The 15,985-nt window shown below is 60.5% G+C and carries 13 protein-coding genes; 7 read left to right on the plus strand and 6 right to left on the minus strand.

Annotated elements, in window-relative coordinates:
• The first annotated feature begins 8 nt into the window (after positions 1–8).
• Genes EDE05_RS19135 through EDE05_RS19150 form a run of 4 tightly spaced genes read left to right on the plus strand, consistent with a single transcriptional unit; the run spans position 9 to position 3,493 of the window.
• Complete coding sequence (locus EDE05_RS19135; protein WP_105370116.1) at positions 9–929, plus strand: ABC transporter permease; 921 nt, start codon at positions 9–11, stop codon at positions 927–929.
• The gene (locus EDE05_RS19140; RefSeq protein ID WP_134102422.1) at positions 929–1,795 is read left to right on the plus strand and encodes an ABC transporter permease; all 867 of its coding nucleotides are present in this window, start codon (positions 929–931) and stop codon (positions 1,793–1,795) included. Before EDE05_RS19135 ends, EDE05_RS19140 begins: the two co-directional genes overlap by 1 nt.
• A 2-nt stretch (positions 1,796–1,797) precedes the next feature.
• Positions 1,798–2,766: an ROK family protein gene (locus EDE05_RS19145; RefSeq protein WP_112798520.1), complete on the plus strand. Its 969-nt coding sequence runs from the start codon at positions 1,798–1,800 to the stop codon at positions 2,764–2,766.
• Between the two features lies 1 nt (position 2,767).
• Positions 2,768–3,493, plus strand: coding sequence for a copper homeostasis protein CutC (locus tag EDE05_RS19150; RefSeq protein WP_112798518.1), 726 nt, complete (start codon positions 2,768–2,770; stop codon positions 3,491–3,493).
• Positions 3,494–3,520: 27 nt separating this feature from the next.
• On the opposite strand, the gene EDE05_RS19155 is transcribed toward EDE05_RS19150, so the two are convergent.
• The 4 genes from EDE05_RS19155 to EDE05_RS19170 all read right to left on the minus strand — a co-directional run bounded on the left by EDE05_RS19155 (position 3,521) and on the right by EDE05_RS19170 (position 6,840).
• Positions 3,521–4,162, minus strand: a complete 642-nt coding sequence (locus tag EDE05_RS19155; RefSeq protein ID WP_112798517.1) for a helix-turn-helix domain-containing protein — start codon at positions 4,160–4,162, stop codon at positions 3,521–3,523.
• 114 nt (positions 4,163–4,276) lie between these two features.
• Complete coding sequence (locus EDE05_RS19160; protein ID WP_132412789.1) at positions 4,277–4,645, minus strand: response regulator transcription factor; 369 nt, start codon at positions 4,643–4,645, stop codon at positions 4,277–4,279.
• A 70-nt stretch (positions 4,646–4,715) separates the two neighbouring features.
• On the minus strand, positions 4,716–5,348 hold the full coding sequence (fixJ, locus tag EDE05_RS19165; RefSeq protein WP_132412791.1) for a response regulator FixJ: 633 nt from the start codon (positions 5,346–5,348) through the stop codon (positions 4,716–4,718).
• Positions 5,335–6,840 (minus strand): PAS domain S-box protein, encoded by a 1,506-nt coding sequence (locus EDE05_RS19170; RefSeq protein WP_280952507.1) that lies wholly within the window; start codon positions 6,838–6,840, stop codon positions 5,335–5,337. The genes fixJ and EDE05_RS19170 overlap by 14 nt, the downstream gene beginning before the upstream one ends.
• A gap of 358 nt (positions 6,841–7,198) precedes the next feature.
• Here EDE05_RS19170 and EDE05_RS19175 point away from each other — a divergent pair, with 358 nt between their 5' ends.
• Positions 7,199–9,382: an EAL domain-containing protein gene (locus EDE05_RS19175; RefSeq protein ID WP_112798513.1), complete on the plus strand. Its 2,184-nt coding sequence runs from the start codon at positions 7,199–7,201 to the stop codon at positions 9,380–9,382.
• Positions 9,383–9,564: 182 nt separating this feature from the next.
• Positions 9,565–10,167: a response regulator gene (locus EDE05_RS19180; RefSeq protein ID WP_112798511.1), complete on the plus strand. Its 603-nt coding sequence runs from the start codon at positions 9,565–9,567 to the stop codon at positions 10,165–10,167.
• 14 nt (positions 10,168–10,181) lie between these two features.
• Here the strand turns inward: EDE05_RS19180 and EDE05_RS19185 are convergent, their stop codons facing one another.
• The gene (locus EDE05_RS19185; RefSeq protein WP_105370106.1) at positions 10,182–10,667 is read right to left on the minus strand and encodes an MgtC/SapB family protein; all 486 of its coding nucleotides are present in this window, start codon (positions 10,665–10,667) and stop codon (positions 10,182–10,184) included.
• A gap of 88 nt (positions 10,668–10,755) precedes the next feature.
• Positions 10,756–12,012: an AGE family epimerase/isomerase gene (locus EDE05_RS19190; protein ID WP_112798509.1), complete on the minus strand. Its 1,257-nt coding sequence runs from the start codon at positions 12,010–12,012 to the stop codon at positions 10,756–10,758.
• 163 nt (positions 12,013–12,175) lie between these two features.
• Here EDE05_RS19190 and metH point away from each other — a divergent pair, with 163 nt between their 5' ends.
• Positions 12,176–15,940 (plus strand): methionine synthase, encoded by a 3,765-nt coding sequence (metH, locus tag EDE05_RS19195; RefSeq protein WP_132412793.1) that lies wholly within the window; start codon positions 12,176–12,178, stop codon positions 15,938–15,940.
• Positions 15,941–15,985 lie beyond the last annotated feature (45 nt).

A 15,985-nucleotide genomic window follows, 5' to 3' on the forward strand; every position in this document is an offset into this window, starting at 1 on the left:
GCGAGCGGATGAAAGCCTATATCGCCAAGAAGCTGCTGGCCTTGCCGTTGATCCTCATCGGGGTATCCCTTCTGGTCTTTGTCGCCATACGCGCGCTGCCCGGCGATCCTGCACGGCTGATGGCGGGGCCGGAAGCGACCCAGGAAGCCGTGGACAACATGACTCGCCGGCTCGGTCTCGACCGCAGCCTGCCGGAGCAATATGCCTCCTTTGCCTATGGAGCCGTGAGAGGCGATCTCGGGATCTCCATCAAGTCCAAGCTGCCGGTGGTCGACGAGATTGCCGAGCGTTTGCCGTTTACGCTTGGACTTGCAATCACCGCTTATCTCCTGGCGATCGGCATCGGCGTGCCGGCCGGCATGATTGCCGCGATCTACCGTCACGGCTGGCCTGATCAGATCGTCATGATCCTTGCCATTGCCGGCGCGTCGATCGCCAATTTCTGGCTGGCGCTGATGGCGATGAACACGTTCTCCGTCCAGCTCGGCTGGCTGCCGCTGCTCGGCGCCTCTTCATGGAGGAGCTTCATTCTTCCCTCGATCACGCTCGCCGTGCTGCCGACCGCCGTCATTGCCCGCATGACCCGCTCCAGCATGATCGAGGTCATGTCTCAGGACTATATCCGCACCGCCTACGCGAAAGGCGTCGCTCCCCAGACGATCTACTGGAGCCACGCGCTGCGCAACGCGCTGATCCCGATCATCACCATCGTCGGCCTCAATTTCGGCAGTCTCGTCGGTGGCGCAGTCGTCACCGAATCCGTCTTCAACTGGCCGGGTATCGGTCGTTTCCTTGTCGATGCCGTCCGTTATCGGGATTATCCGGTCATCCAGGGCGTGACGCTCGTCGCCGTGACCGGCGTGGTCGTCATGAACCTGCTCGCGGAACTTCTGATCGCGGTTCTCAACCCGAAGATAAGGTTCGACTGATGGCGTCGATCGAAACGGAGATTGCACCGCGCCGCCGGGCGTTATCGCGGGCTTTGCGCTGGATGGCGGTCCACCGCAGCATCGCTCTCGGCGGTTTCCTCGTCGGCCTGATCGTGCCTGCCGCAATCCTTGCGCCGCTGATCGCTTCCGTCGACCCTTATGCGCAGGACCTGCTTGCGACCATGGAGCCACCCTCCTGGGCACATCCGTTCGGGACGGACGACAACGGCCGCGACATATTTGCCCGCGTCCTCTATGGAGCGCGTATTTCGTTGCTCGAGGTGGTGCTCAGCGTCGGCCTGGCGGTGATCGTTGGCGTGCCGCTCGGCATTTTGTCGGGCATGAGCGGCCGTTATGTCGACCAGGCGGTCATGTGGGTCATGGACATTCTATTCGCCTTTCCGGGCATCGTGCTTGCAATCCTGATCGTCAGCGTGCTCGGCAGCAGCCTGATCAACCTTCTGATCGCCATTGCCATCTTCTCCGTGCCGGTCTACGCCCGGCTCAGCCGGAACCTCACGCTTGGGCTGAAGAGCATGGACTATGTCGAAGCTGCGATCTCGCTCGGGATTTCGCGCCGCCGCATCATGACCCATTATATCCTGCGCAATGCGATCGGGCCGATCATCGTCCAGTCGACGCTGACGGCCGGAACCGTCATCCTTTCTGCCGCGAGCCTTTCCTTCCTTGGCCTCGGGGCGCAGCCGCCGCTTCCCGAATGGGGCGCGATGATGAGCGACGGCCGGAATTATCTCGGCCTCAATATCTACATGTCGCTGTTTCCCGGCCTCGCAATCATGATCACGGTGCTTGGCTTCAACATCCTCGGTGACGGACTGCGCGATCTGCTGGATCCGCGCAAATGAGTATGATCGCGGCGGAATCTGAATGGGCGGATAGGCGGGGGTCGGGAAAGCCGGTCTTCTGCGCCGATGTCGGCGGTTCGTTCATGAAGTTTGCCGTGTCGCCGGCGCCGGGTGCGTTGGTGCCATTGGAGAAGGTAGCGACGCCCGCTGCAAACTGGGGTGACCTGGCTGCTTCGCTGTCGGCGCTGATCGAGCGTCACCAAGGTGCAGGTGATCCGGAATCGCCTCTGGCATTGTCGATCGCCGGTCTCGTCGACCCCCGTGATGGCAGGGCCACATCGGCGAACATTCCCTGCATAACCGGAAGACGGCTCGTTGACGAACTGTCGGTCATGCTTGGCCGGCGGGTGCTGGCGGCCAACGACGCCGACTGCCTGACATTGGCGGAAGCCAATGAGGGGGCAGGGCGGGGGCATTCGGTCGTCTTCTGCGCCATCATGGGCACCGGGATCGGTGGTGGACTGGCGATCGATGGCCGTCTGGTGCGGGGTGCCGGCGGCGTGACCGGCGAATGGGGGCATGGCCCGATCCTCAACACGACGGTCGAGCTCTACGGCGAAACGCTGCATGTGCCGCGGTTTCCCTGTGGCTGCGGTCAATCCGGCTGCGTCGATACGATTGGTGGGGCTCGCGGCATCGAACGGCTGCACGATTTCCTGCATGGCTGCGAAGAGACCAGCCACGATATCCTCGGAAGCTGGCAGGCGGGCGAGGCGCGGGCGGTCAAAACGGTGGCGGTTTATCTCGAACTTGTCGCCGATCCGCTGGCGCTGGCGGTCAACGTCACGGGTGCGTCGATCGTGCCGGTCGGGGGCGGCCTTGCATCAGTGATACCGCTAATCGATGCGCTGGATCAGGCCGTGCGCAGGCGCATTCTCAATCGCTTCGGTCACCCCCTGGTGACGCCGGCGCTTCGGCAGGATGACGGCGGACTGGTGGGTGCCGCCGTGCTCGGCCATCAGGGAGGTTGATGTGGGTATTCTCCTCGAAGTCTGTGTCGACAGCCCGCAGAGCCTAGCCGCCGCGATCGCCGGAGGCGCGGACCGGGTCGAACTCTGCTCGGCGCTCGATGTCAGCGGATTGACCCCTACGCCAGGCCTCCTGACGCTTGCGGCAAAAGCGCCGATTCCGGTCTATGCAATGATACGACCGCGTGCCGGAGACTTCGTCTTCGGCGCCGACGACGAAACGGCAATGCTGGCCGATATCGATGCAGTGCGCGCCGCTGGCCTGGCGGGCGTCGTGCTCGGAGCAAGCCGTCCCGACGACACGCTCGACCTGGCTCTCCTAACGCGGTTGACGGATCATGCAACGGGTCTTGGGGTCACCCTGCATCGGGCTTTCGACCTGGTGCCGAATGCCGACGAGGCGCTTGAGCAGGCCGTCGAACTGGGCGTGGAACGCGTCCTGACATCGGGCCTCGAGGTTAGCGCGCCCAATGGCCTCGATCGGCTTGGCAGACTGGTGGAACAGGCGAAGGGACGTCTGTCGATCATGCCAGGCAGCGGCATCAACCTAATGAATGCCGAGCAGATCGTGCGGCAGACCGGAGCCCGCGAGATTCATAGTTCCTGCCGCCGACCGATTGACGGCGTTAGCCCAAAAGCCATTGCTTTCGGCTTCCAGGCTTCCGCCTCCTACGCGACCGACAGCGGGATCGTCCGCAGCATGCGCGCCATGCTGGACGAGATCGGTTGAGCCGCTGGTCTGGAAGTGAGGCCTAATCTATGCGCAGAGGCTGCGGAGCGCGTCGGGCCTCTTGAATTCGACGCGGCGAGTGCTCTTCAGCCTGATGAACCCGCCCGAACGAAGCTTCGCGAATACCCGCGACACCGTTTCTATCGTCAGACCGAGATGGTCGGCGATGTCCAGCCGGCTCATCGGCAGATCGAAATGTTCGAGGTCGCCCTGGCGGTTTGCCATGTCGATCAGGAAGCTGGCGATCCGTTCGACCGCGGTCTGTCGACCGATCATCATGATGTGTTCCTGGGCACGCAGCATCCCGCGCAATGCCAGGCTGAGAAGTTCGGGCGAGGCTTCGTCGTTGGCAGGGCGGGTCATGGCGCGCAGCCCCGTTTGCGTGATGGCTTCCGCGAAGAAACTGTGGGTCCGGTCTGCATCATAGCCGAAGGTCTCTCCAGCCAGGTAGAAGGCGATGATCTGCCGTCTTCCGTCCGACAGCAGCCTGTGGACGCGTACCGCGCCGAATTCGACCTGATAGAACGTACCAGCCCTGCTGCCCGGAGCGTAGATTTCCGCGCCTGCCGTAAAGCCCACGACGGGATATGGCCTGCAAAAGCCGGCAGTCTTGGGAGAGTTTGCCGTCGATCCGGGTTGCCTTTGATTGTGGGCGGCGGCGGTTTGCATACTGCATTCTCCCGTTCTGAGGTTTCAGGATGCCTCAAGACGGACCAGTGAAAAATTCGGTTCTCTCACTAGGGGGATGTACGTAGCCGCGGGGTAACGAAAGGATTGGGGATATCAGTCTACCGTCTCGAGGCTTCTTACGAGCCGCAGCAGATCGGCGCCCTCGAAGGGTTTTGTGAGGATGAGACCGTCATCGTTTACGGCAGGATATACGCCATCGGTGAGGAGGATGACGGTCTGGCCCAAATCGCGCAGGTACCGCCTCGCATCCTCGCGGCTCCGCAACAGGTTGTCGTCGATGATCATGCAGAGGGTTGGGGTGATCGGAATATACGCCTTGCGCCACGTATCGAGGGCTTCGACCCGATATCCCTCCACCTCGAGCGCAAACGTCAACGATTGCCGGAGGCCGAGATCCGGTTCGATGATGACGATGTTTCTCAACGATGAGTGCACCAGACTATCCGCAAGCTTGGATGGCAAATTACCTCCGACATCCGGTTCCTAGCGCCTTCAGGGCAGGTCCGCTTTGCGCTGGATCAAGAAATGAAAATTAATTATCCGCTTCACCGAGGGGCGAGCCGGCGGCAATGGCCATGCGAACGAGCTGTGGCAGGCTCCTTGCTTTCATCTTTGCCATGACGTTTGCCCGATGCACCTCGACCGTTCGAGGGCTGATGTCGAGATCATATGCGATCGATTTGTTCGGCTGGCCGGCGACCACTGCCGCCAATACCTGCCGCTCCCGATCGCTCAAGCTCTTAAGGCGGCTCCTGACTTCGTCCATATCGCCGGGATCGGCGGTTTTCTCCCGGAATTGAGCCGCGGCACGTTCTATCGCTTCAATGATGACCGTATCTTCGAAGGGCTTTTCTATGAAATCCACGGCGCCGGCTTTCATCGCTTCCACGGCCAGGGGTACGTCGCCGTGGCCGGTGATCACGATGGCCGGGACATTTGTACGTCCTGTCACGAGTTTACGGATCAGCTCAACGCCGGTCATGTCCGGCATGCGCAGATCCGTTATCAAGACGCCGTTGCGGATGCTGGGTGCGAACTGCAGGAAGGACGACGCCGTTTCATGGATACGCACGGCAAAGCCGTTCATCGTCAGCATGAATGCAAGAGATTTCCTGACCGGCTCCTCGTCGTCGACGATATGAACCGTATAGTCACCTGTCTGCATTCTCGCTGTCCCCCTTGTAGATCGGAAGCGTGAAGCGGAACGTCGCTCCTCCCGCCGGATTGCTCGATACGATCATATCGCCGCCATGGGCTTCCACAATACGCTTCGAGATAGAGAGGCCTATCCCCATCCCGCCCGGTTTGGTGGTGACGAAGGGCCTGAATAGCTGTTCGGCAATTTCACCCGGAATGCCTGGTCCCGTGTCGCGTACGGTGATCATCATGAGGTTGTTGCTCTCGGGTTCGGTGCGGATGACCAATTCGCGCCGTTCACTCTCGCTCATGGCCTCGATCGCGTTGCGCATCAGATTCGTCAAAACCTGCTGGATCTGAATACGGTCGGCCACCACTATTTCTGGACCGGGTGCGAATTCGAAGACCACCCTGACGCCTTTCTCGCGTGAACCGACCAATGCCAGCGCTCCGGCCTCCTCGACCAGCCGGCGAATGTTCTCAGGCGCCTTTTCCGTCTCTCCCTTGGTGACGAACTCTCTGAGGTGCTTGATGATCTGGCCGGCCCTGAGCGATTGTCTGGCCGTTTCCTCCAAGGCTTCGCGCATCCTCATCGCGATCGGCTCGTCGACGTCGCGCAGCAGGCGCGCGCAGCCATGCACGTAGTTGGAGATTGCCGAGAGTGGCTGGTTCAGCTCGTGGGCGAGCGTCGAAGCCATTTCTCCCATTTCGTTAAGGCGGGCGAGCCGGGCCAGTTCCCCCTGAATTTCCTGAAGGCGGGCGGCATATTCCTCCCGCTCCGTCAGATCGCGCACAAAACCGGTGAAAAAGACTTCTCCATCGGACTGGGTTTCGGCAACGGCGAGCTTCATCGGAAACGTGGAGCCGTCCTTGCGGCGCCCGACGACGACCCGATCGATTCCGATGATCCGCCTTTCGCCGGTCGACAGATACCGGGCGAGATATCCGTCATGCTCGCGGTGATAGGGCTCCGGCATCAATATACGAAGGTTTTGCCCGATCGCCTCCTCTTCGGTGTAGCCGAACTGTCGGACGGCCGCCGCATTGAAGGACACGATCGTCCCGTCCTTGGTGCTGACGATGCTGGCGTCGAGCACCGTATCGAGCACGGAGCGCAGATGCGCTTCGCGCGAATCCGCCCTGGCCTGGACCTTCTCGATGGTCTTGCGCGCGGAATGAAGAATCTCGCCGACAAGCGCGATCGCAACCCCCACGATTCCGATGGCGGCCATTTCCGAAAGGGTCGGTCCGCGTGGGGTAAATTCCTTGATGACGTAGACGGCCAGGACGGAAAGGGCGACCGAGAAGATCGATGCCGGAATGCCGCCGATGACCGCGGCAATCAGAATGGGCGGAATGAAGAAAGTAAAGGTCGCCCGGTCATCGAGCAGGCCGTGCAGAGCAAGGCGCAAGACGAAGGCGGTCAACACACAGGCGACCGCGATGAAATAGATTTCTGCGGTAGAAAAGCGGTGGCTTAAAAAAGACTGGATGAGGCCATTCTTCCCGTCTGCGGCCATTCGCATGTCAACGGCGCCCGCCCGCCGCCGGTCTCTCACAGAAAGTCTCTGTTCGTTCATATGAAACCTGACAGGTTATCCAGAACATATATTAGCACGCCGAACGGCTGCGCGTCCAACCGCGGAACCGAGGACAAACATGTGATACACATGCTTTTTCCTGCATTCCTGCGCCAGTGGACGGCGTGCTTGCAGCGGGCCATTGCGAGCCCGGCGGCCGAATAATCGATGAAAGTGGTCGCAGCTAGAAAAATCCGAGTCTTCTTCGGAAATCCTGCATTTTCGAGGTTCGTTGTTATCGCTTTTCTAATTCATGAATGCCTATGTTGCGGCTCCACAGCCCTTTTGCGGAGGAGAGATGTCTAACGCCGATAGCATGGACATTGCGGAGCGCAGACGGCTCGATGTTCTGGATCGCTACCGGATCGCGGGCACTGCCTCGGAAAATCGCTTCGACCGGATATGCCGCTTTGCGTCGGAGCTTTTTTCCACCCGCATGGCCTTTGTGACGCTGATCGAAGAGGATCGGCAGTGGTTCAAGTCCTGCGCCGGCTACGAGTTCGAGCAGACCCTCCGATCGGAATCCTTCTGCCAGCATACAATCACCACGCATGATGTTCTGGTCGTCCCGGATGCAAGGCTCGATCCGCGTTTTTCGGGCCTGCCGATCGTGACGAGCAAGCCATTCATCCGCTTTTACGCCGGAGCGCCCTTGACCACGCCGGACGGATGGCGGATCGGGGCTCTTTGCATCGCAGATACCAAGGCCCGAGCAAACTTCTCGGAACGCGAGAGAAAGGCACTGGCCGGCCTGGCATCGATGGTGATGGAGCATATCGAGCTGCGCCGCGAGGGAATACCTCAGGCCACGGCGGCGAAGTTTGCAGATTCCACCGATCTTTCTCTGATTACCGCCGATCCGAAGGGCCGCATTGAGTTCGTGAACCAGGCTGCGCTCGACATGTTCGGCTATGAACGCGACGAGATGATTGGGAATCCGCTCGATCTTATCGTTCCGGAACGTTTTCGGGCCGCTCACAATGCCGGCTTTGCGCGCGTCATTTCGGGCGGCAATTCCAACCTCCGCGGCAAAACGGTCGAGATTTCGGCACGGCGAAAGGATGGCGAGGAATTTCCGATCGAACTGGCCCTGTCTATCTGGCGCGACGAACAAGGGGTCGGTGTCGGTGCCATCATCAAGGACATATCGGAGCGGCGGGACCGCGACATGCGGCTTCTGAGGCTCGCCAGCCAGGATACTCTGACGGGGCTTTGCAACAGGCCCCGCTTCGAGGATCTGCTGCGCGAAGAGCTCGGGCAGGGCAGACCGCTTGCGGTTTTGCTCTTCGACCTGGACGGCTTCAAGGATGTCAACGACCGGCTGGGCCATGCCGTCGGAGATTCCCTGTTGCAGGCGATCGGCGTCCGGCTGCCAGCGGTTCTCGACCGCCACGTCACGGTCTCCCGTTTCGGCGGCGACGAATTTGCCATACTCGTGCCGGGCACCGGTGATCCTCGCATCGCACAGGAAAATGCCAACACCGTAATCGAGGCGTTCAAGGCGCCTTTCGAGGTTGGCGGTCATACGCTGCGCGTCGGAGCAAGCGTGGGCTTCTCGCTTGCTCCGTCCCACGGATCCGACGCGGATGAGCTTATCGCAGGCGCTGATTTCGCCTTGTATCGCGCCAAGCAGGCCGGTGGGCGCGTTTCGCGAATGTTCGAGCCTTCGATGCGGAACGAGACGCTGGTTCGCCGCACGCTCAGAGATGGGTTGCTTCGCGCCTTGAACAGGCAGGAGCTCGTTTTGCACTATCAGCCGCAGGTGATCCTCGAAACGGGCGACGTGTTCGGCGTCGAAGCGCTGATCCGTTGGCGGCATCCCGAGCGCGGCCTGTTGTCGCCGGCGGCCTTCCTGCCTGCCCTGGAACAAAGTTCGATCGCCCTCGACGTCGGTTTCTGGGTGCTCGAGGAAGCCGCACGCCAGATGGCTGCCTGGAGACAGGTCGGCTACCCGCCGATCAAGATGGGCATCAATCTCTTTCCCGCGCAGGTGCGTGCGGGCGATTTGCCGCGTTTCGTGGAAAACCTGATCTCGCGCTACAATCTCGATCCGCATTTTCTGGAGATCGAGATCACCGAGACCGTCACGCTCAAGGATGACGATCAGTCGCTGGAAACGATCCAGGCCCTGCGGGAAATGGGGGTCGGCGTTGCCTTTGACGATTTCGGCACCGGTTACGCCTCGCTCGGATCGCTGCAGCGTTATCCCTTGACGACGTTGAAGATCGATCGGGGCTTTGTCCGCGACCTCCTGACCAAGCCGAAGGACGCAGCCATCACCCGCGCCCTCATCATGCTCAGCACCGAGCTTGGACTGCGGACGATCGCCGAGGGAATTGAAACACTGGAGCAGGAGAAAGCGCTGAGGCTGATGGGATGCGAGGCGGGGCAGGGTTTCCGTTATGGAAAGGCGATGCCGGCGGAGGCTGTTGCCCGTCTCATCGCCCGCCCGACGACCAACCAGCGCATGAGTATCTGGTGACCCGTCTTGCGTCCCTCGAGCGCGATGACTGTGCCAGAACCAAAGACAACGTGATGAAATCAGATATTTTTTAGATATTCATAATAATAGGTGTGATTTTGTTCGCCGGCATTTGATTTCAATTGTCAACGATCCCCGAACCTCTATAACCTCCCGGTACGTGTCAGCATCGGGGGCGGCCCATGTTCCGTTTGACGGAGCTTTTCAACATCGATCCGAAGCCGCGATCTTTCGCGCACGATCCACTGATGCCCGAGGTGGAGCTCCCATCCTCGACATCCTATCCGGTTGCGGGTCTCGATGGAGAACTGCCTCCGGTCGGCAAGGATGATCTGAGCAATCTTTCCGGTATGCAGGGCGGTGAAAAAGTACCGTCGGGCTCAACACCGGCAACCAATCCGGCTGTCGAAGGACCTGTCCCGGAGGGTCGGCAGATCACAGTGCTGTTTGTGGAGGACGAGGCGTTGATCCGTATCTCCGCCGCGGATTTTCTTCAGGACTCGGGCCTGACCGTCGTGGAGGCGGGATCAGCGAAGGAGGCGCTCGCTGCCGTCGACGACGACGTGCGGATCGATATTGCCGTGACCGATGTCCATCTGCCAGAAATGAGCGGACCGCAGCTCGTCCTGAAAATACGCGAGGTATTGCCGGATCTTCCCGTCGTATTTGCAACGGGCGATTCCGACGTTCCCGAGGCGGAGGGCTTGAGCAAAACGGCGCTTATCACCAAGCCCTACGACTATGAAGCACTGGCCTCCCTTATCCGCGGCATGGTTGCGCCGTGATAAGGCCGTCATCGTCAATCTTCCTTCATTCCGGCGGCGACCTCGGTCTTGCGCAGTAGCCAAAGGATGATGACGCCGGCGATCGTGGCACCGACTGCCACAAGCCACATGCCGAGGCCTGCACAAAGGCCGATTGCACCCGAGAGCCACATGCTGGCGCCGGTCGTCAACCCCTTCACGTCGCCACGCGTGTAGATGACGACTCCGGCCGCCAGGAAGGCTATGCCGGCGGTGATCGCTTCGATGAGGCGGATCGGATCGAACTGGACCGTGTTCGGTCGGTCGCCGAAATCGTGCATCAGCTGCAATCCCACGAGTGCGAAAACCGCTGCGGCTAAGCCGATCAGCATATTGGTTCGCAGTCCGGCAGGATTTTTCCTGAATTCTCTCTCCAGTCCAATGAGGCCACAGAGAATTGTCGCCCCCACCAGCCTCGCCAGAAGCACTTCAATCGCCACGGGGGCCTCGTGGGAAAACTCCTCGGCAAGGCTGCTCAGCATCGTTGATCGTCTTCCGAATGTTACGGTTTTGTGACTTTCGAAAAAACTGATCCGGGCGGGGATGGTTCCGTCACCTTGCGGGACGACGTCAGATAGGCCCCTTGGCTTCCGCAATCACCTTCGTCAGGCTGCCGGTGGCCGGGAACAGCGGGATGAGGCATGCCTGCAATGCGTGGTAGATATCGCCCTTACCCGGAAAGAGCGTGTGGGCCGGGATAAGATCTTCCGTCAGTTCTTCGTGCCAGCCGCCGTTCTCATGATCGAGGAAGCGGTTGGCGATCGTGCCCCAGATCAGGCGATAGCTGTCTTCGTAGAAGCGGTCTGCGGGAAGATGTTCATTGAGGAAATGGGCCGCGCCGGCACCTTCGCACATCGGCCACCAGAGCTTGTTGGTCTTGGCCGGATTGTCATTCCAGTCGAGCGTATAGAAAAAGCCGCCTTTCTCCCTGTCCCAGCCCAGTGACATGGACTGGACGAAGAGTGATTTTGCGGCATCCGGCATCCAGCCGTGCCGTTTGTCCCCCAGCACCCACAACTGGAGCAGGAGACGTGCCCATTCCAGCCAGTGCCCTGGCGTGGTGCCGGCCGGGCGGAACATCTCGTCGGGGTGGTAATAGGACTTGTCGATGGTCCATTCCTGGTCGAAATGCTCGGCGACGCGGAAGCCGACGCTGCCGGCCAGACGACAGATGACAAGATCCGCGATACTCTCCGCCTTGGCGAGATAGGTCTTCTCTCCGGTCGCCTCGTAGGCCGCCATCAGGGCCTCGGTAAGATGCATATTGGAGTTTTGCCCGCGATAGCCGCCGCCATCGATCGGCGACCAATCGCGATTGAATTCTTCCGCAATCGCACCGTGCGAGGCTTCCCAGAATTTCGTATCGAGAATTTCGCTGATATCCGCCAGCATCTTGTCTGCGAGCGGATGGCCGGCGACCTTGGCAGAGGATGCGGCGAGCAGGACGAAGGCGTGTCCGTAACCCTGTTTGGCGGCATCCACGGCGCCGTCGTCGTTGACCTGCCAGAAATAGCCGCCGTGCTCGCTGTCTCGATGCCGCTCCCAGAGGTAGCGCATGCCGTGATCGATGATCTCACCTGCGCCTGGACGGCCGAGCAGGTAGCCGATCGAAAAACAATGCACCATACGAGCGGATGCATGGATACCGCGGGTAGGATTGGCTCCGCCCAAGGGAAGGCCGGTGTCATCGAGGTCGAAAAAGCCGCCGGCTGGATTGACCGCACGGTACTGGAAGAAATCGAAAAGTCCGTCGGCCTGATCGAGCAGCCAACGGCGATGGTATGGAAGATTGTTCCATTTTTCTGCCGTCGCTCCGCCGTCGCTCATGCTGGTCTCCCTGATGCACTCGTCGTTTCTGACTGGAGGCTATAACGTCCCCGCAATAGTCTGTCATCGGCAAAACTTGGACAGAATGCGTCAACCGTGCTGGACTTCACATAAAGACATCTTTATATCATTAAGTCACCTGCTGCGATTTGGGAGTGCGCCTATGTTGGATGATCTGTTTGGTCCGGAAGATGCCCGCCGGGATGGCGCCGAAATTCTTGCCGCGCTTCAGGCTGCCGCCAGGGAGAAAATCCTTGTTATCGACGGCGCCATGGGGACTCAAATTCAAGGCCTTGGCTTCGACGAGGAGCAGTTCCGTGGAGAGCGCTTTATCGGATGCGCCTGTCATCAGCAGGGCAACAACGATCTCCTGATCCTTTCCCAGCCGCAGGCGATCGAAGAGATCCACTATCGCTACGCCAAGGCCGGGGCCGACATCATCGAGACAAACACCTTCTCCTCCACCCGGATCGCCCAGGCCGATTATCAGATGGAGAATGCGGTTTACGATCTGAACCGTGACGGTGCCCGCCTGGCGCGCCGTGCAGCGCTTCGTGCAGAGAGGGAGGACGGCCGCCGTCGTTTCGTCGCCGGTGCCATCGGGCCCACCAACCGCACGGCGTCGATCTCGCCTGATGTCAATAATCCCGGTTACCGCGCGGTGACATTCGATGATCTGCGAATTGCGTATGGTGAGCAGATCGACGGGCTCGTCGATGGCGGTGCCGATATCATCCTGATCGAGACGATCTTCGACACGCTGAACGCCAAGGCGGCCATTTTCGCCTGTGCCGAGCGGTTTGCAGAAAAGGGTATTCACCTGCCGGTGATGATCTCCGGCACGATCACCGACCTGTCGGGGCGTACGCTGTCCGGCCAGACACCATCGGCCTTCTGGTATTCGGTCCGCCACGCCAAGCCTTTCACGATCGGGCTGAACTGCGCACTCGGCGCCGACGCGATGCGGCCGCATCTGCAAGAGCTTTCAGCGGTCGCCGACACATTCATCTCCGCCTATCCGAATGCGGGCCTGCCGAACGAGTTCGGTCGCTACGACGAGACGCCCGACGATATGGCGCGGCAGATCCGGGGATTTGCCGAAGAGGGAATCGTCAATGTGGTCGGCGGCTGCTGCGGCTCGACGCCGGAGCATATACGCGCGATTGCCGAAGCGGTTGCCCCGCACAGGCCGCGTGAAGTCCCCGAGCACAAGCCTTTTATGTCGCTTGCCGGCCTCGAACCCTTCGTCTTCACGAAGGACATCCCTTTCGTGAACGTCGGCGAGCGCACCAACGTCACCGGCTCGGCAAAATTCCGCAAGCTGATCACCGCTGGCGATCTTACGGCGGCTCTCGCCGTTGCGAGGGATCAGGTGGAAAACGGCGCGTCCGTGATCGACATCAACATGGACGAGGGGCTTATCGATTCTGAAAAGGCGATGGTGGATTTCCTGAACCTCATCGCCGCCGAACCGGATATCGCCCGTGTTCCGGTAATGCTCGACTCCTCGAAGTTCGAGATTATGGAGGCCGGCCTCAAGTGTGTGCAAGGCAAGCCCGTCGTCAATTCGATCTCGCTCAAGGAAGGCGAGGAGAAGTTCCTGGCCCAGGCGCGTCTGCTTCGCAATTACGGTGCTGCCGTGGTCGTCATGGCATTCGACGAACAGGGGCAGGCCGACACCTACGAGCGGAAGGTGGCAATCAGCGAGCGCGCTTACAAGCTGTTGACAGAAGAGGCGGACTTTCCGCCGGAAGACATCATCTTCGACCCGAACATTTTTGCGGTCGCCACGGGGATGGAGGAACATAACGGCTACGGACTTGCCTTCATCGAGGCGACCCGAACGATCCGCGAGCGGATGCCGCTGGTACATATCTCCGGCGGCGTTTCGAACCTCTCCTTTTCCTTCCGCGGCAACGAGCCGGTGCGCGAGGCGATGCATGCCGTATTTCTCTACCATGCCATCCAGGCGGGCATGGACATGGGCATCGTCAATGCCGGTCAGCTGGCAATCTACGAGAACATAGACCCGGAGCTCCGCGAAGCCTGTGAGGATGTCGTGCTCAATCGGCGCGACGATGCGACGGAGCGGATGCTCGATATCGCCGAGCGCTATCGCGGCACCGGCACCAAGGAAGCCAAGGCGCAGGATCTCGCCTGGCGCGAATGGCCTGTCGAAAAGCGCCTTTCCCATGCGCTGGTTATCGGCAACACCGATTTCATCGAACAGGATACCGAGGAAGCAAGGCAACAGGCTGCAAGGCCGCTCGACGTCATCGAAGGGCCGCTGATGGCCGGCATGAACGTGGTTGGCGATCTTTTCGGCTCGGGCAAGATGTTCCTGCCGCAGGTGGTGAAGTCGGCGCGGGTCATGAAGCAGGCGGTGGCGGTGCTGCTGCCGTATATGGAGGAAGAGAAGCGGCTGAAGGGTGGCGACCAGAGGAAGTCTGCCGGCAAGGTGTTGATGGCAACCGTGAAGGGCGACGTCCACGATATCGGCAAGAACATCGTCGGTGTCGTACTCGCCTGCAACAATTACGAGATCATCGATCTCGGCGTCATGGTGCCCTCGACCAAGATCCTGGAAACGGCGATTGCCGAGAAGGTCGACATCATCGGGCTTTCCGGCCTCATCACGCCGTCGCTTGACGAGATGGCGCACGTGGCTTCGGAGATGGAGCGTCAGGGCTTCGATATTCCACTGCTGATCGGCGGCGCTACGACCAGCCGTGTCCATACTGCGGTCAAGATCCATCCGCGTTACAATCGGGGCCAGGCGATCTACGTTACCGACGCAAGCCGCGCCGTGGGAGTCGTATCTTCGCTGCTGTCGCCGGAGGCAAAGCAGAACTACATCAGCACCATTCAGGCGGAATACAGCAAAGTGGCCGCTGCCCATGCACGCTCGGAAGCGGAGAAGACCCGTTTGCCGATCGCCCGTGCCCGCGACAATCCGGAAAAGCTCGACTGGACCGGCTACAAACCGGTCAGGCCGCAGTTCACCGGCACAAAAGTGTTCGAAACCTACGATCTTGCCGAACTTGCGAAGTATATCGACTGGACCCCATTCTTCCAGACCTGGGAACTGAAGGGGCGTTTCCCTGCGATCCTGGAGGATGAAGCTCAGGGCGAGGCGGCGCGCCAGCTCTATGCCGATGCACAGGCGATGCTCGACAAGATCATCGCGGAAAAGTGGTTCAGGCCGCGGGCGGTGATCGGCTTCTGGCCGGCCAATACGGTAGGGGATGACATCCGCCTCTTTACCGACGACAGCCGGAGCCAAGAGCTTGCGACCTTCTTCACGCTGCGTCAGCAACTGTCGAAGCGGGACGGGCGGCCGAATGTGGCGCTTTCTGACTTCGTGGCGCCGCTGGCAAGCGGCGTTCAGGACTATGTGGGCGGCTTCGTCGTTACCGCGGGTATCGAGGAGATCGCCATCGCCGAGCGCTTCGAGCGGGCCAACGACGACTATTCGTCCATCCTGGTGAAGGCGCTGGCGGACCGTTTCGCGGAAGCCTTTGCGGAATGCATGCACGAGCGCGTGCGCAAGGAATTCTGGGGATATGCGCCGGACGAGAATTTTTCCTCGGACGAACTGGTCACCGAAGCCTATGCCGGCATCCGTCCGGCGCCCGGCTATCCGGCACAGCCGGATCATACCGAAAAGTCGACGCTTTTCCGGCTGCTGGACGCCGAGAACGCAACCGGTGTGGCGCTTACCGACAGCTACGCCATGTGGCCCGGTTCGTCGGTCTCGGGCCTCTATATCGGCCATCCCGCTTCGTATTATTTCGGAGTTGCCAAGGTCGAGCGCGACCAGGTCGAGGACTATGCCAAGCGCAAGGGCATGTCGGTTGAGGAGGTCGAGCGCTGGCTCGGCCCGGTCCTCAACTATGTGCCTTCCTCGCTGGTCGAGGATGCCGCCTGAAATCGACGACGTTACCTGAAAGGTGATCGGCGAATTCGATCACCT

This window comes from Neorhizobium sp. R1-B (genome assembly GCF_004368875.1).
GTDB lineage: Bacteria > Pseudomonadota > Alphaproteobacteria > Rhizobiales > Rhizobiaceae > Neorhizobium > Neorhizobium huautlense.